Annotated in this window: 14 protein-coding genes; 8 read left to right on the top strand and 6 right to left on the bottom strand. The window is 36.5% G+C overall.

Features of this window, described 5'->3' with window-relative positions:
• Position 1 precedes the first annotated feature (1 nt).
• On the top strand, positions 2-850 hold the full coding sequence (dapD, locus tag ACFINR_RS02100; RefSeq protein ID WP_375611393.1) for a 2,3,4,5-tetrahydropyridine-2,6-dicarboxylate N-succinyltransferase: 849 nt from the start codon (positions 2-4) through the stop codon (positions 848-850).
• A gap of 574 nt (positions 851-1,424) precedes the next feature.
• Here dapD and lepA read toward each other — a convergent pair.
• The 5 genes from lepA to dnaK all read right to left on the bottom strand — a co-directional run bounded on the left by lepA (position 1,425) and on the right by dnaK (position 11,342).
• Positions 1,425-3,230: a translation elongation factor 4 gene (gene lepA / locus ACFINR_RS02095; RefSeq protein ID WP_375611467.1), complete on the bottom strand. Its 1,806-nt coding sequence runs from the start codon at positions 3,228-3,230 to the stop codon at positions 1,425-1,427.
• A gap of 1,350 nt (positions 3,231-4,580) precedes the next feature.
• On the bottom strand, positions 4,581-5,495 hold the full coding sequence (locus ACFINR_RS02090) for a DMT family transporter (protein ID WP_375632140.1): 915 nt from the start codon (positions 5,493-5,495) through the stop codon (positions 4,581-4,583).
• Positions 5,496-5,527: 32 nt separating this feature from the next.
• A complete protein-coding gene (argB, locus tag ACFINR_RS02085) occupies positions 5,528-6,433 on the bottom strand; it encodes an acetylglutamate kinase (RefSeq protein WP_375652396.1) in 906 nt (301 codons plus the stop codon).
• 1,715 nt (positions 6,434-8,148) lie between these two features.
• Entirely contained in the window at positions 8,149-9,291 is a 1,143-nt protein-coding gene (dnaJ, locus tag ACFINR_RS02080) for a molecular chaperone DnaJ (protein WP_375632170.1), read from the bottom strand.
• Positions 9,292-9,449: 158 nt separating this feature from the next.
• Positions 9,450-11,342, bottom strand: coding sequence for a molecular chaperone DnaK (gene dnaK / locus ACFINR_RS02075; protein ID WP_273790233.1), 1,893 nt, complete (start codon positions 11,340-11,342; stop codon positions 9,450-9,452).
• A 959-nt stretch (positions 11,343-12,301) separates the two neighbouring features.
• On the opposite strand from dnaK, the gene ACFINR_RS02070 reads away from it, so the two are divergent.
• The gene (locus ACFINR_RS02070; protein ID WP_375611390.1) at positions 12,302-12,856 is read left to right on the top strand and encodes a copper chaperone PCu(A)C; all 555 of its coding nucleotides are present in this window, start codon (positions 12,302-12,304) and stop codon (positions 12,854-12,856) included.
• Between the two features lie 111 nt (positions 12,857-12,967).
• On the opposite strand, the gene lysM is transcribed toward ACFINR_RS02070, so the two are convergent.
• A complete protein-coding gene (lysM, locus tag ACFINR_RS02065; protein WP_375611389.1) occupies positions 12,968-13,423 on the bottom strand; it encodes a peptidoglycan-binding protein LysM in 456 nt (151 codons plus the stop codon).
• Between the two features lie 386 nt (positions 13,424-13,809).
• Here lysM and ACFINR_RS02060 point away from each other — a divergent pair, with 386 nt between their 5' ends.
• From ACFINR_RS02060 to thpR, 6 genes are all read left to right on the top strand, one after another.
• Complete coding sequence (locus ACFINR_RS02060; RefSeq protein ID WP_005774392.1) at positions 13,810-14,532, top strand: response regulator transcription factor; 723 nt, start codon at positions 13,810-13,812, stop codon at positions 14,530-14,532.
• A gap of 39 nt (positions 14,533-14,571) precedes the next feature.
• Complete coding sequence (locus tag ACFINR_RS02055) at positions 14,572-16,356, top strand: stimulus-sensing domain-containing protein (RefSeq protein WP_375649062.1); 1,785 nt, start codon at positions 14,572-14,574, stop codon at positions 16,354-16,356.
• Positions 16,357-16,379: 23 nt separating this feature from the next.
• Positions 16,380-16,844, top strand: a complete 465-nt coding sequence (locus tag ACFINR_RS02050; RefSeq protein WP_375611387.1) for an HPr kinase/phosphatase C-terminal domain-containing protein — start codon at positions 16,380-16,382, stop codon at positions 16,842-16,844.
• Between the two features lie 136 nt (positions 16,845-16,980).
• Entirely contained in the window at positions 16,981-17,379 is a 399-nt protein-coding gene (locus ACFINR_RS02045; protein WP_375611386.1) for a PTS sugar transporter subunit IIA, read from the top strand.
• A gap of 17 nt (positions 17,380-17,396) precedes the next feature.
• Complete coding sequence (locus ACFINR_RS02040) at positions 17,397-17,690, top strand: HPr family phosphocarrier protein (RefSeq protein ID WP_012754483.1); 294 nt, start codon at positions 17,397-17,399, stop codon at positions 17,688-17,690.
• 626 nt (positions 17,691-18,316) lie between these two features.
• Positions 18,317-18,880 (top strand): RNA 2',3'-cyclic phosphodiesterase, encoded by a 564-nt coding sequence (gene thpR, locus ACFINR_RS02035; protein ID WP_375652395.1) that lies wholly within the window; start codon positions 18,317-18,319, stop codon positions 18,878-18,880.
• Positions 18,881-18,932 lie beyond the last annotated feature (52 nt).

Genomic DNA, 18,932 nt, shown 5'->3' with positions numbered 1-18,932 from the left:
CATGACCCATATCACACAACTTGAAATTATTATCGAACAAGCTTTTGACGATCGCGATTCTATCGATACTACCACAAAAGGCGAAATACGTGAGAGTGTTGAACATGCATTGAACCTTCTTGATAAAGGTGAAATCCGTGTTGCAGAACGACAAAAAAATGGACAATGGCATGTTCATCAATGGTTGAAAAAAGCGGTTTTACTCTCTTTTCGGCTTAATCCTATGCAAATTATTACTGGTGGAATCAATGGGACACATTGGTGGGATAAAGTTCCTTCAAAATTCTCTGGTTGGCAAGAGGCAGATTTTAAAAGTGCTGATTTCCGTTCCGTTCCTGGAGCCATTGTACGTCATTCTGCTTACATTGCACCCAATGTTATATTGATGCCATCCTTTGTCAATCTTGGTGCTTTTATCGATGAGGGCACAATGGTTGATACATGGACCACCGTTGGTTCTTGTGCACAAATTGGTAAACATGTCCATCTTTCTGGCGGTGTTGGTATTGGAGGTGTTTTAGAACCACTGCAAGCAAATCCAACAATCATTGAAGATCATTGCTTTATCGGTGCTCGCTCTGAAATTGTTGAAGGCTGTATTATCCGTGAAGGTGCTGTTTTGGGAATGGGAGTCTTTATTGGAAAATCAACAAAGATTATTGATCGTACAACAGGTGAAATTTTTATTGGTGAAGTACCAGCCTATTCAGTGGTTGTACCAGGTTCTCTCCCCGGAAAACCTTTACCAAATGGTGAAGCAGGCCCAAACCTTTATTGTGCTGTTATTGTAAAACGCGTTGATCAAAAAACACGAGAAAAAACATCTATTAATGATCTTTTACGTTCTTAGACACAAGATTAATGCATAATAATATTGCCTCGTTTTTTAACTTGAATAATAACCTCGAATACAAGGATTCTCTCATTTCAAATCCTTTCATAGTGAATCAATCACTATCATTTCCTTGCTCGTTACAAACACAGTTGGTATGTGGGTAAGAAACACTTCAAGAAAAGAGTGAAATACCTTTAATGAATTCTCTCAAGTGATAAGGACTGTCATAATATTTTGAGCTGAAAAAGAGTATGATGGGTGCGCTTTGCACCTTTCTGACGCGTAAAAGCGGTAATGCCAAATGGACTTTATATCATTCACAGTGTATTTTACGTTATATTTTTCACAGCCCCCGTTGTGAAATGGAGTTTGATGTATTGAGTGATGATTTACGAAAACGAGCACGCCAATATGCAACATAAATGTATTTTGTTTAAAGCATTCTGTTTTACGTGAGAAAGTGACACCATTATGCAATACACAAGAACATGAAGCACGACGCAATTCTATTTAAAAGTGTTCTTTAAACACCTGAACCAATCGACAAAAGCAAAAGCGCAATCAATGAGAGAAAATACCCCTTTTTTCATTATTTGTTCATTTTGAGCGCTTGAATAAATGCCGATTGTGGAATTTCTACTTTTCCAAATTGGCGCATCCGCTTTTTGCCTTCTTTTTGCTTTTCCAAAAGTTTGCGCTTACGCGTAACATCACCCCCGTAACATTTCGCTGTTACATCTTTACGCAAAGCACGAATCGTTTCGCGCGCTATAACTTTACCACCAATAGCCGCTTGAACTGGAATCTGAAACATATGCTGAGGAATAAGATCTTTCAGTTTTTCGCACATTGAACGCCCACGCTTTTCTGCAATCGTGCGGTGAACAAGCATCGATAATGCATCAATAGGCTCTCCATTCACCAAAATAGACATTTTAACTAAATCACCTTCTGCATAATCTGTCATTTGATAATCAAAAGAAGCATAACCCTTTGAGATTGATTTTAGCCGGTCATAAAAATCAAAAACAACTTCATTCAGTGGTAAATCATACGTTACCATAGCACGGGTTCCAACATAGGATAACCCAACCTGTACCCCGCGCCGCTCTTGGCATAGCTCTAAAATTGACCCAAGATAATTATCAGGAGTCATGATTGTCGCCCGAATCCACGGTTCTTCTATGGAAGAAATTTTAACCACATCAGGCATATCCGCTGGATTGTGCAACTCTTTAACAGAACCATCATTCATATTCATGCGATAAACAACTGAAGGTGCTGTCGCGATTAAATCCAAATTAAACTCACGCTCTAATCGCTCTTGAATAATTTCAAGATGCAGAAGTCCCAAAAAGCCACAGCGAAAACCAAACCCCAAAGCCGCAGATGTTTCCATTTCAAAAGAAAAACTCGCATCATTTAAGCGTAATTTGCCCATGGCTGCACGCAAATCATCAAAATCGGCAGCATCAATTGGAAAAAGTCCACAAAAGACAACCGGTTGCGCAGGCTTAAAACCAGGTAAAGCATTTTCACAAGGACGGCGCTCTTCAGTAATCGTATCCCCAACCCGTGTATCTGCTACCTCTTTGATAGAAGCAGTGATAAAACCAATCTCGCCCGGTCCTAATTCATCAACCTGTACCATTTTAGGTGTAAACACCCCAACGCGCTCAACTGGATATTTTGCTCCTGTACCCATCATACGAATGGTTTGGCCTTTTTTTAAAATACCATCTATCACCCGTACCAAAACAATGACACCAAGATATGCATCATACCAGCTATCAACCAACATTGCTTTCAAGGGATTTGCAACATCGCCTGTATGTGGAGGTGGTAATTGTGCAACAATTGCCTCCAGAACATCAGGAACACCCAAACCTGTTTTTGCTGATATTTCTACTGCTTGAGATGTATCAATGCCTATTACATCTTCAATTTGTTCTTTAACACGCTCAGGTTCTGCTGCTGGAAGATCAACTTTATTGAGAACAACAACCAACTCATGGGAATTATCAATGGCTTGATAAACATTTGCTAACGTCTGCGCCTCTACGCCTTGGCTTGCATCCACCACCAACAGAGAACCTTCACAAGCTGCCAATGAACGCGAAACCTCATAAGCAAAATCCACATGACCAGGTGTATCCATAAGATTTAAAATATAGGTTTCACCATTCTTTGCCTTATAGTGTAAACGTACCGTTTGTGCTTTAATAGTAATTCCACGTTCACGCTCAATATCCATGGAATCGAGTACTTGTTCTTTCATCTCACGTGTATCAAGCCCACCTGTTATTTGAATCAAACGATCAGCTAAAGTTGATTTGCCGTGATCAATATGCGCCACGATGGAAAAATTACGAATATAATTACGATCTATTGTCATATAAGGCGATTTAGCAAAGAATAATACAAAACGCAAAGACCAATTATGTTCCGGCTTCTATCAAAAGAATATAAACCTAAAAATCTTCTCAAAACACAACTTTTTATAGCCTAAAAAATGAGGCTTTTGTTTGCTAAATTAAATCCAAGGGTGATAAAATGATCCTTTCACATCTTATTTGATAACTCATATCTGTAGTAAGCCGGCACCATCACACACTTTGCCAGCCTCCAATATTACGACGATCCTTTACACTTGAAAAATTTTATAAGAGATATGCTTTTCTTGTACAGTCTTTACCCACATGCCCCCCACCCACTTGTGATGTGTAAGCAAGTGATTTGGATTGATTTAACATGAAAATGATTTGACGTGAGAAAATTTTACGGTATTCAGGGTTCTAATTCAATTGTGAATAATGCTATATTATAATTATAAATCAATGTATTATCATATTTATATGATGGGCGTGTATATCACTTAGGCTTGCAATAAAATTCGCAAGAAATGCTTTTTATTTGTACGCAATAATCTTCTTTTTTAGTAATCTTATATAAAATAACATGAATATCGAGGGAGTTCCTTCTCAATTTTTAAAAATTTAGAAATATGCTCTATTGAATGATGTTTTTATGTACTTTTTATACAACTCCTTCCTTCCTCCATTAAGCATAAAACACACCAATCCTCTTCGATTCATTGGATAACGCATTGATTTATAATGATCGTTTATTGTTTTGCGATTTAAATTAAAACTCTGAATATCGCGAGCCTCTCTCTTTCAAATGCCAAAGGCTATCATAATATTGAGAACTGATAAAGAAAATGCTAGTGCCCTTTATTTTAAGTAAAATGATGATGCTCTGTGGTTTTTCTATACTTCATGCGGACTGTCAATGAATATGATGTATATTGAGAAAATTATCTTTTAAAAAACGCTTTAATGTACAACGTTATGGGGGTACTTTGGGCGTTCTATTTTGCGTATGAAGCGTAACTCTATGAAGCGTAACTCTATTAAAGGACAAAAGAAATAACGTACGACAGTGCGTAATTTTCATTATTCAAAAACATTACCGTAGATGTTTTTGAAAGTTGTTAAAGCCAAATTTAAACATGATCGTTAATTTTTACCTTTATATCACCTCATGCTTTGGCTCAATGAAGGTTGTCTGCCCGGTTCAGAAATCAGACAAACAGATAGAAGCATACTATTTCTCCAATTTGGTATGCAAAAGCTGGAATAACTTATAGAACTTCTTAATCATCTGAATATTAAAAAAGCTCCAAAAATGAAAACTCTACAAGCAAAAAGCTCATGCAATAAAATCACAATAAAAAAATGTATAGCTAATCAATTTTTTTAATTGCTTTATTTTTTTTACGCCATTGTGAAGGTTGTAATTCAGCCACAATGATTCCAATCAGAATAAGCAAACCGCCCAATAAAGCTAAGGGAGATAAATGTTCTCCAGCCAAACGCCCAACAATACCAGCCCATACCGGTTCACCTGCGTAAATGAGTGTCGCACGCGTAGGGGAAATAGACTTTTGTGCCCAATTCATAGCTAATTGAATGATGGCACTCATTAATGCCAATCCTATACCAATATTAAACCAAACCCACGAAAATTCAGGGATGCTTTCACCCATCAACGGCATACAAGCAAATGAAAAAAAACCACTAAAAAATAACTGAATAATGGTTACACGCCGACTATCAACCTTGTTCGCAAAAATTCCGATGAGTATGACTTCTCCAGCAATCGCTAAAGCGCCTAACAAAGTTAAAATTTCGCCTTTTGAAAAATCAAAATTTCCCGGCTTTTGTCCTGAAATAAATACAAGCCCAATAAAAGCGAAAATAATGCCAATCCAACAAGCTAAACGGGGAGGTTTTTTAAAAGCAATCCATTGCAAAATTGGAACCATAGGTACATAAAGCGCTGTGATAAAAGCCGACTGACTACTAATAATCGTTTGAAGTCCAGCTGCTTGAAAAGCATAACCCAAAAACATGGCTAAACCAATCGCCATCCCAGCGAAAACTTCATAAACAGTTATCCCTTTTATAGAGCGCCAAAAAACTACCCCACATATAAGAGATGCAACAATAAAACGAAATCCAACAAAAAACAGAGGACCGCTATAGCGTACCGCAATGTGAATGACTAAAAATGTAATGCCCCACAATATTGTCGCAGTAAATATTGCCAATTCTGGCTTACTTAATAAAGGATATTTAAACTGTTTTAGATTCACCATGAAAAACTTTCTCTTCCAATTTTCCCCACAATTTATGAAACAATAAGCGTTCCAACTCCCTTTTCGGTAAACAGCTCTAGTAAAACAGAATGAGGAGTTTTACCATTTAAAATGACAACACCTTCCACACCATTTTGAAGGGCTTTTATGCAAGTCTCTACTTTTGGAATCATGCCTCCTGAAATTGTCCCATTTTTAATAAATTTCTCAGCTTCAGAAACTGTCAATTCTTTTAAAAGTTTACCCTGTTTATCCAAAACACCAGGAACATCAGTGAGAAATAAAAGGCGTTTAGCCTCTAATGCACCAGCAATAGCTCCAGCAAAAATATCAGCATTAATATTATAAGTTTTACCATCGCGTCCTGGAGCCACAGGAGCAAGAACCGGTATCATTTCAGAACATGCTAAAAGATCTAGCAACGTGCGGTCAACTTCAACAGGCTCACCAACAAACCCCAAATCTAAAACACGTTCAATATGCGAATCAGGATCAATAACAGTTTTATAAGCCTTTTCGGCAAAAACCATATTGCCATCCTTGCCGCATAATCCTATTGCCCATTCTCCCTCAGCATTGATGAGAGCAACAATTTCTTTATTTATGGAACCCGCTAAAACCATTTCAACCACTTCAACGATCCGCTCATCGGTTACCCGTAATCCGTTTTCAAATCGCGATTCAATCCCCATTTTCATTAAAATTTCAGCAATTTGAGGCCCACCACCATGAACAACAACAGGATTGATCCCCGATTGCTTTAATAGAGCAACATCACGCGCAAATGCTCGCCCCAAAGCAGGATCACCCATAGCATGGCCGCCATATTTTACCACGACCGTTTCATTTTCATATTTTTGCATATAGGGTAAAGCAGACGATAAAAATGCTGCTTGTTTTTCCAAAACATCTACATCACCGTTTTTAGCATCATCCATCAATAGAGCCTCCTCATCACTTTTTACCATCTCTTAATGAAATTTAGGAAAAGTGAAAACAATAAAACCAAACTTTACTCTATCCCCCCCCCTGAAAATCGTCAATTTTCCTCTAAATTACGAAAAAGGAATAGCGAAATGAAATACAAAAACTTCCTTTAAAAATTGACAGCGAAAAATTAAACAAAATAGGCGTAAAAAAACGTCATTATTTTATGATCTTATATATAAAATTGAAAAGCAAAATTTTGAAGCTACGCTGCACATTCAACTCATTAGTTTATCCCTATGGATACTTAACAATGAATAGGAATATATACAACCATTGATTTTTTAAGATAAAAATAAAGTTTCTTATAATAATAAAATTAACATATTCCTAAGATAAGAAATCACTCAACTGCTTTATAGCTTATCCCAATAAACTATAACTTTGGTTTTAAAAATTTGACTTTTTCTCAATCATAAAACATGAGGAAATGTCAACTGAACGCTCCTTATGGAGAATCATAATAAGTTGATTTATAATAATAATTTATCTTTTTATATCGTAAAATCGAAAAAAGGCTTTGCAACATTATCCATATATTGTGATAGCTCTTCAAAAGCATCTTCGTAAAAGCATTTAATTGTTTAGATTACTCTCTTCGTAAGATTTGATAAAATTTCTCATTTTTCATGATCTGTCATTAAGTTTTTCTTTTTGCATAGCAATACATGCTTGAATTATTCAATGTTTTTTAGAATTTTTAATTCTTTTAATTATGTTATTTTATGAAAAAAGATTCATTTCGTATACTTCTCTTTCCATATCACCAATCAATTTCAACAATATATCGTGCTGTTTTCTAAGCATATTGTGCTATTTTTTTATTGTATTTGTTTTTTCTTTTTAAAGGTAACTTCCTCTATCTTCCCACCAACTTTTTATTATGCCAATAAATTCAATTAAGTGAATTCCATCGAATCTGTTTCCCCACAAGAGAGATACATCGAATACCTCAAAAAGTGTTTTGTTATGTCTTCTTTAGCATTCAACACACATTATCTCATTCCACAATTTCTTTGGAACAAAATAAACTTGATTATAGTGTTTTTATTATCTGGAAGAACTATTTATGACATCAGAAATACAAAACTAAATCCGCATCTAAAAAGACATGATTACTGCTAAAAGCTAAGATGAGGCATGTAAAAGCTATTCCGAACAAAATAATCCTTATTTTAAAGGAAGCAGTGATTAAAACTATGAAAAATGCCAAAAATAAAATCGGTTATAAGAAGTTGATACTTTATTTGAAAAAGATGGATTGCCTAACAGCTTATTTAGCGTTTCTTGGCAAGCCGCTACCTATTTTATAGTTTTATTATAGAGCCTTTAAAAAGAAATTTTGAGTGAAAAAATAAACACCAAAAATACTGAATGCATAAAGGCAGTTATCATGACACTGGCAATATTTATTATCAATCACTCAATTGCGTTCTTATATGGATAAGCCCTTTTTAAAATGTCATAGACACTCAAAAATAAGACTTATCCATAAAACTCATGAAATATAAAAACTATCAGCAGCAGGAATTTATCCTAAATTAGCTGTCTCTCTCTTTTCTTTTCAAGAAAAAATGCTTTTCAAAGATAATGAGACAATAGAAAGCTTAATGAAAATAACTTTCCCACAGTTCTCTCTAATTATTCTGAGAACATTCACATAATTTTAACCAGAAATATTTTCAAAAAATTCTTTCATACGTGAAAAAAAACCATGTGATTGCGGTGAATTTTCATGATTTGAGAGTTTCTCAAATTTTTGCAACAATTCACGTTGTTCTTGCGTTAATTTCTGCGGTGTCTCAATCGTGATATGGATGTAAAGATCACCCCTTGCTTGCTGATGGCGCAACATGGGCATACCTTTGCCTCTAAGGCGGAATTGACGTCCATTTTGTGTCCCTTCTGGAATCTTAACGCGTGCTTTAACACCATCAAGGTCGGAAACTTCAAACTCTCCTCCTAAAGCAGCTGTTACCATTGAAATAGGAACGCGACAGTGAAGATCTGCTCCTTCTCGCTGAAAAAACTCATGCGGTTTAATGGAAAGGAAAATATAAAGATCACCATTGGGGCCACCACGAATACCAGCATCACCCTCACCAGAAAGGCGAATACGCGTTCCATCTTCAATACCAGCTGGAACATTTACGCTTAATGAACGTTTTTTCTCTATACGCCGTGTCCCCTGACATTTGGGGCATGGATCCGTAATAGTTTCACCACGTCCATGACATGTAGGACATGTCCGCTCAATAGAAAAGAAACCCTGTGCAGCACGCACACGACCAGATCCATGACATGTTCCACAAACTTGCGGCTTAGAGCCTTTTCTCGCTCCTGATCCTTCACAAACATCACACGTAACGGAACTGGGAATATTAATTTCTGCAGTTTTTCCTGAAAATGCCTCTTCTAAAGTCACTTCCATATTATAACTCAAATCTGCGCCACGTTCGCGACTATCACCACGCTTACGGTGTGTCCCTCCCATAATCTCACCAAAAAAGTCTTCGAAAATATCCGCAAATCCACCACCAGCAGCAAAACCACCAAAGGGATTTGCTCCCCCTTGACCACCGCTATTTTCAAAGGCCGCATGGCCAAATCGATCATAAGCAGCACGCTTCTGGGGATCTTTAAGAACTTCATAGGCTTCGCCAATTTCTTTGAATTTTCGCTCTGCCTCTTTATCCCCCGCGTTGCGATCAGGATGATATTGCATTGCCAACTTACGAAAAGCAGATTTCAACTTTTTATCATCACATTCGCGAGTCACGCCAAGAATTTCATAATAGTCAACCTTCATCATGTATTCCTGATAATTTTTCTGTCATCCATCTTTATGGATAATATTGCTTTTAATTTATATTTTTAGCAACAAAGTTGCAACTTATCTCAAATAATAAAGCCCAGCCTTATATTTCAAAGGCCGGGTTTATCAATTAATCAACACATATGCTGACACTATTTCTTCTTATCATTAACTTCTTCAAAATCAGCATCAACAACATCATCATTCTTTGCCTCTGTTTCAGTGTCAGCGCTCGCTGCTTGTGAGGCTTCGTACATAGCCTGTCCAAGTTTCATACTGACTTCTGCTAATTTTTGCATCTTTGTTGTTACTTCTTCCGTATCACTGCCTTCAAGCGCAGATTTCAAATCAGATATTGCTGTTTCAATCTGTCCCTTTTCTTCAGCTGATACTTTATCGCCATATTCATTGAGCGACTTTTCAGTTGAATGAATAAGAGCCTCCGCTTGATTTCTAGCTTCAACACCTTCACGGCGTTTTTTATCCTCAGCCGCGTGCTCTTCTGCATCCTTTACCATTTTTTCAATATCAGCATCACTTAAACCACCTGATGCCTGAATACGAATTTGATGCTCTTTACCTGTTCCCTTATCTTTGGCCGAAACATTAACAATACCATTCGCATCAATATCAAAAGTAACTTCAATTTGAGGTATACCACGTGGGGCTGGAGGAATACCAACAAGATCAAATTGAGCCAATAACTTATTATCACTTGCCATTTCCCGTTCACCTTGGAAAACACGAATCGTCACAGCACTCTGGTTATCATCAGCTGTCGAAAAAACTTGCGATTTTTTCGTCGGGATAGTGGTATTGCGCTCAATAAGGCGTGTGAAAACCCCACCCAAGGTTTCAATACCCAAAGATAAAGGTGTTACATCTAGCAACAACACATCTTTGACATCGCCTTGCAATACACCTCCTTGGATGGCAGCACCCATTGCGACCACTTCATCAGGATTAACGCCTTTGTGTGGATCCTTACCAAAGAAGCTCTGCACAACTTGCTGAATCTTGGGCATACGTGTCATTCCACCCACTAAAACAACTTCGTCAATCTCACCGGCCTTTAATCCAGCATCTTTCAACGCAGCTTTACAAGGTTCAATGGTACGCTGCACTAAATCGTCAACGAGAGATTCAAATTTTGCCCGAGTCAATTTCATTGTTAAGTGCTTGGGACCTGATTGATCTGCCGTGATAAATGGTAAATTGATTTCTGTTTGCTGTGACGAAGAAAGCTCAATTTTTGCTTTTTCTGCCGCTTCTTTTAAGCGCTGTAAAGCGAGTTTATCATTTTTCAGATCAATTCCTTGTTCTTTTTTGAATTCATCGGCAAAATAACCGACCAAGCGCATGTCAAAGTCTTCACCCCCTAAAAACGTATCCCCATTGGTTGACTTAACTTCAAAAACGCCATCTCCAATTTCAAGGACTGAAATATCAAATGTACCACCACCAAGGTCGTAAACAGCAATTGTTTTTCCGTCCTTTTTGTCCAAACCATAAGCTAAAGCAGCAGCAGTTGGCTCATTAATAATCCGTAAAACTTCAAGTCCAGCAATTTTACCTGCATCTTTCGTGGCTTGACGTTGCGCATCATTAAAATAAGCAGGAACCGTAATAACGGCTTGTTCAACTTTTTCACCAAGATAAGATTCTGCTGTTTCCTTCATCTTTTGCAAAATCATAGCTGAAATTTGTGACGGAGAATATTTCTTTCCCGCCTCTTCAACCCATGCATCACCATTGTCACCTTTAACAATTTTATAAGGAACAAGCGCTTTATCTTTTTCAACCATAGGGTCATCAAAACGGCGCCCTATCAAACGTTTAACTGCAAAAACTGTCCCTTCAGGATTTGTCACCGCCTGCCGTTTAGCAGGCTGCCCAACAAGCCGCTCCCCCCCATCAGTAAAGGCAACAACGGAAGGTGTTGTTCGCGCTCCTTCTGAGTTTTCAATAACTTTTGCGTTTTTGCCATCCATAACAGCCACACAAGAGTTCGTTGTCCCCAAATCAATACCAATTACTTTTGCCATATTATAATCTCCATTCAGCAAGCTACCTCAACCTTCATAAAGCATCTTTTTAAGATAGCTCCTCATAACACCTAAAGCCCGTATATTGCTTCAAGCAATATAAATAATAATAAACTGCAAGTCGCAACAAGCCTTGCTGCCTCGTATATAAGAACAGGCTTTTATTGCTACAAGAGAATAATGAGAGAAACATCTCCAAAATAAAAAATTTATTTTAAAATAGGCACTCTAATGACCCATAAATACCATATTTATGAGAGACTTGAGAGCATAATATATTTTTCTTGCAATTCTCAAAAAATATATCTTTCTATAAAAATTAAAAAATAAAAGAATGATTGCACTCTCGCTCTTGATCTTCTCATCATTGATAAAATCATACTCACGTAAAAGCTTTTTAAAAGGCGAATAATTTATATCACAAATATTATAAATTTTCCTTGGACTAAAATAGTCATCATATCTAATGCTCATATCAGTAAAGGTATTATCTATCGATCTCCTTTCAAAAATTCTCCTTCTAACGGTCTCATTGTTTGCGGCTATTTGAAATCTGTGCTTTAAATTCATCTAAAGCGTTTTTTCTTAACTGTATAATTTTGAACTTTGAAAATATATAAAAATACCTCTGTATAAACGCTTTAAAATGCCAAGAGCTGTCATAATATTAAAATTGGTAAAGTAGTTGATGATTGTTCTGTATTATATCTTCATTAAGTAAAATAGTAGTGCATCATAGATTTTATACCATTTGCAAATACTATTTATGAGATGAACACGGAAGCGTTAAGAGGTGTGTTGTCATTGTAAATCTTACTGTCTTCTTTTAAATTTCAAGAATTCTATGATTTTTATATTCAAATCAATTTCATTTTAGCATTTCTTTCTTTTATTTTAAATAAAAGCTCTGCTAAAATAAAAATATTCAAAGTGTGAATCTTATGAAGGAGGGTAAATCAATGATGACATCTATTATTAAAAAAATAACAAATCTCATCTTTAAGAATATAATACATACACAATATCCATACAAAAAGGTTATCATAAATATCGTGTGTGCTCTTCTCTTTGCTGGTATAACCTTGCCAGCAGGTGCTCAGCAATATAAACTTGGCGACATAGAAATTCTCAATCCTTGGACACGCGAAACACCTAGAGGTATAAGAGTTGGTAGCGGTTATCTCTACATTATTAATCACAGTAATACCCCAGACCGTTTGGTTTCTATTTCCACAAACGGAGTAAAAACAACAGAGATACATTCTATGGCTGTCGTTAATGATATTATGAAAATGGAAAAAATGCACAATGGCATTGAAATTCCGGGAAATGGCGAAATCACGCTTAAGCCTGGCGGTGATCATATTATGTTCATGGGGCTTTCACAACCATTTAAGTTAGGTGATAAAATTAGCGCAAAATTAACATTTGAGAAAGCAGGAACCATTGATGTTGATTTCTCTGTAAACGCTATGAAAGTACCATCACCTTCTAAATCCTCTCCTGTTCACTAAGCTCCTTTTATTATAAATACACACTTTATAAAATGAAGAAGCGTGAAATTTTTTTACGCTTCTTTATTTTTTGTTTAATGCCATCAGTAAAAAATTATCCCCTTTGATGAATTAACTATGGTCAATTTCAGGAATACGTAAAACTTGTCCAGGATAAATTTTATCGGGAGATTTTAGCATTGGCTTATTGGCTTCAAAAATAAATGTGTTTTTATTACCTTGCCCTTTTCCATAAACCTCTTCAGCAATTTTCCAAAGATTATCACCAGATTTAACCTCATAAAAGCGAGAAGTTTTTCTAGGCGTTGTATCTATAACCTTTAATTGATTAACATCTACAGAAGAGATACCTTGTGAATTGCCAACAACCAGCAGTGCTTTTTCAAGTGTTTCCCTATCTGGAACTTCACCGCTTAAAATAGCTTTACCGTCTTCAACTTGAATATTGACTTTTTCTGTACCGAGTTGAAAATGATCAAATGCTCTCTTAAAATCCTTTTCTTTTGGTTCATGGTCCCCAATACCTAACTTTTCCCCTACAGTTTTAATAAAATTAAAAAATCCCATTACGACCTCCTTTCGTGTAGCAGAAACAAATTTTTGTGCATATATTGCCACATTCTTTTCTTTGCTCTTAAAACACATAGGCAGATTTTCTAAACTTCAACAATCAAAACTACATCTGTTCAATTATGAGACAAATACAATAATAAACTTTGTAATAAACCTTGATAAAAAAAGCCTTTATGAAAATTTTCTCTCAAATGAAGGGATCTTAATAGACGTAGAAACATTATAAATTATGAAAGCAAAACAAGATTTTACAGTAATGACAAAAGGTTTTTTACTTTGCTACAATTTGTATCATATTTGTTTTGCAAAAAAAATATGAACTCCCATATAAATAAGTGTGGGTAATTTGCTACCACAGCAATAGAAAGGTCTAAGAAACCATGAAAGATACACCAACAATCACGCAAACGATTGTACTTGTTGATGATGATCGCAATATTTTGACATCTTTATCTTTTGCGCTTGAGACAGAAGGATATCGGGTTGAAAGCTATACAGATGGAGCATCTGCACTCAAGGGTCTCACACTTCACCCTCCACACTTAGCTATTTTTGATATTAAAATGCCCCGAATGGATGGGATGGAACTTTTGCGTCGTTTGCGTCAAAAATCTGATCTTCCAGTTATTTTTCTTACCTCTAAAGATGATGAAATTGATGAATTATTTGGTCTCAAAATGGGAGCTGATGATTTTATTACTAAACCTTTCTCCCAACGTCTTCTTATTGAACGCGTGAAAGCTATTTTACGCCGTTCTAATGCACGTAACCAACCGCTTTCTACAGGAACTTCTTCCACCTCTTCTCTCAAACGCGGAGATCTTGTGATGGATCAAGAACGCCACACCTGTACATGGAAAGATAAACCTGTTATTTTAACCGTTACGGAATTTTTGATTCTGCAAACCTTAGCACAAAGACCAGGAGTTGTAAAAAGTCGTGATGCTTTAATGGATGCTGCTTATAGTGATCAAGTCTACGTAGATGATCGCACCATTGATAGTCACATTAAACGTCTGCGTAAAAAGTTTAAACAAGTGGATGATGATTTTGCAATGATTGAAACACTTTATGGTGTAGGTTATCGTTTCCACGAGGTGTAAAACTACTTTGTCGCAAAAATTTGAATGGCAATCAAATCGATGACAGACAATTCTCAACTGGAAACTTTACAAAAAACAACCGTTAATGGTACATCCTCAACGCCATTTCTTATGTTCGCTCGTTTGCATCTTCGAACACAACGTCTCTTTAGACAATTGCTTTTTTCCAGCCTCACACGTCGCATTGTTATATTAAACATTGCTGCTCTTGCCGTTTTAGTTACAGGCATTTTATACCTTAACCAATTTCGCGATGGTTTAATTGAAGCAAAAATCAAAAGTTTATGTACCCAAGGAAAAATTATTGCTGGGGCTATTGCTGCTTCTGCAACAGTAGATACAAATTCTATCCTCATTGACCCTCAAAAACTCTTAGAGTTACAGACTGGTGAAAGCGTTACACCCGCTCCTCAATCAACCGATTCTTGGGATTTTCCTATTAACCCTGAGCAAGTTGCCCCTCTTTTACGGCGTCTTATTACACCTAAAACGACAAGAGCACGTATCTATGATCGTGATGCTACTCTCCTTCTTGATTCGCGCGTTCTTTATTCTAGTGGAGAAGTTTTTAGTTATGATTTACCCCCACTTAAAACAGAACAAAACATGTGGGATCGCCTTACTTCATGGTATTCAAGCGCATTTTATGGCAAAGGTATTGCTCTTGACAGAGAACAAACAAAAACCAGTGGTATTGCTTATCCAGAAGTGTACCGCGCATTAAACGGATCTCTTGCTACGGCTAAAAGACGCAACAGACAAGGGCAATTAATTGTTTCTGTTGCCGTTCCTGTTCAACGCTATCGCGCAGTGGTTGGAGCTCTTCTTCTTTCAACCACTGGTTCCGATATTGATAACATTGTAAAAGGCGAAAGACTGGTTATCTTTAAAGTTTTTGCCGTTGTAGGTAGCGTACTTTTGGTTCTTTCTCTCTTTTTGGCCCATACGATTGCCCATCCATTAAGTAAATTATCTGCCTCGGCTAATCGAGTGCGTAATGGCAATAATCAGCGTGTAGAAATTCCTGATTTTTCAATGCGTGAAGATGAAATTGGTCACCTTTCAACTTCTATTCGTGATATGACCAATGCCCTTTATATGCGTATTGAAGCCATTGAACGTTTTGCTGCTGATGTAAGCCACGAATTAAAAAATCCTCTCACCTCCCTACGCAGTGCTGTTGAAACGCTCCCTCTGGCTAAAAATGAAGAAGCACAAGAAAAATTGCTGGAAATTATTCAACATGATGTGCGCCGCCTTGATCGGTTGATTACAGATATTTCTGATGCATCGCGACTCGATGCAGAGCTTGCACGAGAAACCGCAGAGATTGTTGATATGACACCGCTTTTGGAAAGTCTTGTTCATGCTGTTCAGGAAGTGTATCGTAATACGCAAACTATTGATATAAGCCTTAATATTGTCCCACGTCCTTATGGAAAAGCTTATCTTGTATTGGGACATGAACTTCGTTTAGGACAAGTGATTTCAAATCTTCTTGAAAATGCGCGTTCTTTTATTCCTCGGAATCGTGGCAAAATTTGCATTACTATGAAAAGCCATGCTTCAACCCTTATTTTAACCATTGAAGATAATGGCCCAGGTATTCGTTCAGAAAATATTGAACGCATTTTTGAACGTTTTTACACAGATCGACCAAATGAAGATGCTTTTGGACAAAACTCTGGACTTGGCCTTTCTATTAGTCGGCAAATCATCGAGGCTCATAATGGGACAATTACAGCCGAAAATATTATTGATCCTACACTTGGGAAGTGTAAAACTGGTGCACGTTTTACTATTATGCTTCCGCTTGCTAAATAAATCTTTTATCCAAAGTAAAAAACATGAAAACAAAATGTGAAATACTCCACGCAAATTGCCTTCAACTAGGCGGCAAGGGGCTGTTAATTATAGGTCCATCTGGATCAGGAAAATCAACCATCACCCTTTCTTTGCTTGACCGCGCTGAGTGGTCAAAACGTGAAGCGAAGCTTATCAGTGATGATTATACAATGTTGCGTGCGGAAAATGGAAAGCTTCACGGATACACTCCTGATAATTTAGAGGGCGGCATCGAGATTCGTGGCGTTGGTCTTTATATGATAGAATTTGAAAAGCACACAACTATCGATTGTGTTATTTTTCTCGGTCCGGAATATGAACGTTTTTCCACAAATAAAACTTTTCAATTTGAAAATTTGCACATTCCTCTTTTAAAACTTCCCTCTCTTCGTGAAGCCGATTGTACAGCCATTTGTCAAGCTATTGAAGCATTTTTGTTTAGAAAAATATGGCAAAAATCTGTCTAATTTTTTTCTAAAGATAAAAAAATCACAATTTTTGCCTTTTTTTTGCAAATTTTTCTTGGCAGCAAGATAAAGCCTTGTACAATGTCTTTCCCACCAACTATGGTTGGGTCTTATTAGTTAACAGGAGTTTGCGTAAATGATTGGACTCGTGCTTGTAACGCACGGTGAGCTGGCTGTCGAATTTTTACATGCCGTGGAACATGTTGTTGGAGTACAAGAAAAGTTCGCAACAATATGCGTTTATCCCGATGACGATATAGATCAGCGCCGAGGTGATATTATAGCCGCAGTAACCGATACAGATACGGATCATGGCGTCATCATATTAACAGATGTGTTCGGTGGAACACCATCAAATATAGCTATTCCTGCTATTGAAAAAGGACGCGTTGAAATGATTGCGGGTGTTAATTTGCCCATGCTTATTAAACTGATTTCTATTCGCAAATGTCCTGATATTTCATTATCAGACGCGTTAAGAATAGCACAAGAAGCAGGGCGTAAATATATTAATGTACCAAGTATGATTTTATAGCGGATAATAAAATACCAATGTTTTCCAAAGATACCCTCCCATGTATAAGTCGTCATTTCAATATCTGTAATAAACGTGGGTTGCATGCACGTGCTTCTGCAAAATTTGTACAAACTGTTGACAATTTTAATGTTACTGTTGAAGTTGAAAAGGACGGGAAAATTGTTGGCGGATCATCAATTATGGGACTTATGATGCTAGCGGCTTCATCCGGTTGCAACCTCACCATTCGTGTTTCAGGACCAGAAGCAACAGATGCTCTTAATGCTCTTGAAAAGCTCATCAATAACAACTTTGGAGAGGAAAACTAGTGCTTTTTCATCATAAACAAAGATGATAATTCTTAGAAAATAGGAACTTTCCGTCATTATTTTGAATTTTAATTTCTCTTCCCGCTTTTATACCAATATTCATATCCATTATAGATTGGCATAATTATCATAAATGTAAAAGCTTATAGTAATTTTGTTATGCTCGATTTTTTTCTTCCTTTCCTAACATTATTTGACCAATTTGAATAGTTTTGCGTATTATGGCTATTCCCCGACTTAATCATATAATTAAATTTTTACAGAAAAGAGTACTCTTTACCTTGTATTAAAGTATGCTTTATTTTAGGCTAAAGATAAATGTCAAAATAATTTCGCACATCAAAAATCTATCAACTTTTCTTATTTTCTGCTAACTTTGTAGCCTTTATAATACACAAGTAATCTTCCATTGCACATCATTGTGATACAGATCCTGAAAACGCAATTCTTATCAATGTCATAACCATTTTCTTAAAACGAATAAGCTTTGTACGCTCATAATTATAGTAAGCATTTTTTAGACATTCTTTTTCTATATTATTGCCTTGTTTTCTGTGGTACGTGCCCCGCCCTTATTATCTATATTGTGCTTGGGATAGCATCTTTCATTATCAGGAGATAATATCATGGGTCGTCTATTTAGTGCTCTTCAGATTCCTCAACAAACAACAAAAGCCCTCGTATCATTGCAAAATGGCTTACCAAAAGCGCAATGGATCAACCCGCAAAATTTTCATGTCACCTTATCTTTTTTTGGCGAAGTTGAAAGCTCCTTAGCAGATGAAATTATGCATACCTTTAACACTATAGAACTTCCTTCTTTTACGCTACAGATAAAAGGTTTTGAAGTTTTGGGTTCAGAAAATGCTCCTCATTCTCTTGTGGTTCGCATTGAACCTTGTGAAAAGCTTACTCTTTTACATGAAAAGATGCAATATATTCGGAATAAATTAGAGTTAAAGCCTGATGAAAGACTGTTCATTCCGCATATCACTCTTGCACGAATATTTGATATTAATCTTAAAGATCTTTCTTCTTATCTATCTTTTCAAGATGATTTTTTTGTCCCTCCTTTTGAAGTTGATCATTTTGTTTTATTGTTATCGGCCTCTCCCTTAAATAAGGCTCCCTATATTGTAAAAGGAAATTGGCCACTTCAAAAATTAAAGGGTGTTTGTCACACCCTTTAAAAACTCTTTGAGAAAAGACCCTATATATATGAAACTGCAGGGAATACTGCAT

The organism is Bartonella sp. AP19HLJMH (genome assembly GCF_042196245.1).
Taxonomy (GTDB): domain Bacteria; phylum Pseudomonadota; class Alphaproteobacteria; order Rhizobiales; family Rhizobiaceae; genus Bartonella.
This window is presented reverse-complemented; position numbering and strand designations above follow the sequence as displayed.

Bases quoted from the DNA above. Each gene is read 5' to 3' on its own strand.
- ACFINR_RS02040 (WP_012754483.1), top strand. From the start codon at position 17,397: ATGTTTTCCAAAGATACCCTCCCATGTATAAGTCGTCATTTCAATATC.
- dnaJ (WP_375632170.1), bottom strand. From the start codon at position 9,291: ATGAAGGTTGACTATTATGAAATTCTTGGCGTGACTCGCGAATGTGAT.
- ACFINR_RS02070 (WP_375611390.1), top strand. From the start codon at position 12,302: ATGATGACATCTATTATTAAAAAAATAACAAATCTCATCTTTAAGAAT.
- dapD (WP_375611393.1), top strand. From the start codon at position 2: ATGACCCATATCACACAACTTGAAATTATTATCGAACAAGCTTTTGAC.
- argB (WP_375652396.1), bottom strand. From the start codon at position 6,433: ATGGATGATGCTAAAAACGGTGATGTAGATGTTTTGGAAAAACAAGCA.
- ACFINR_RS02045 (WP_375611386.1), top strand. From the start codon at position 16,981: ATGATTGGACTCGTGCTTGTAACGCACGGTGAGCTGGCTGTCGAATTT.
- ACFINR_RS02050 (WP_375611387.1), top strand. From the start codon at position 16,380: ATGAAAACAAAATGTGAAATACTCCACGCAAATTGCCTTCAACTAGGC.
- dnaK (WP_273790233.1), bottom strand. From the start codon at position 11,342: ATGGCAAAAGTAATTGGTATTGATTTGGGGACAACGAACTCTTGTGTG.
- ACFINR_RS02055 (WP_375649062.1), top strand. From the start codon at position 14,572: ATGACAGACAATTCTCAACTGGAAACTTTACAAAAAACAACCGTTAAT.
- thpR (WP_375652395.1), top strand. From the start codon at position 18,317: ATGGGTCGTCTATTTAGTGCTCTTCAGATTCCTCAACAAACAACAAAA.
- lysM (WP_375611389.1), bottom strand. From the start codon at position 13,423: ATGGGATTTTTTAATTTTATTAAAACTGTAGGGGAAAAGTTAGGTATT.
- ACFINR_RS02090 (WP_375632140.1), bottom strand. From the start codon at position 5,495: ATGGTGAATCTAAAACAGTTTAAATATCCTTTATTAAGTAAGCCAGAA.
- lepA (WP_375611467.1), bottom strand. From the start codon at position 3,230: ATGACAATAGATCGTAATTATATTCGTAATTTTTCCATCGTGGCGCAT.
- ACFINR_RS02060 (WP_005774392.1), top strand. From the start codon at position 13,810: ATGAAAGATACACCAACAATCACGCAAACGATTGTACTTGTTGATGAT.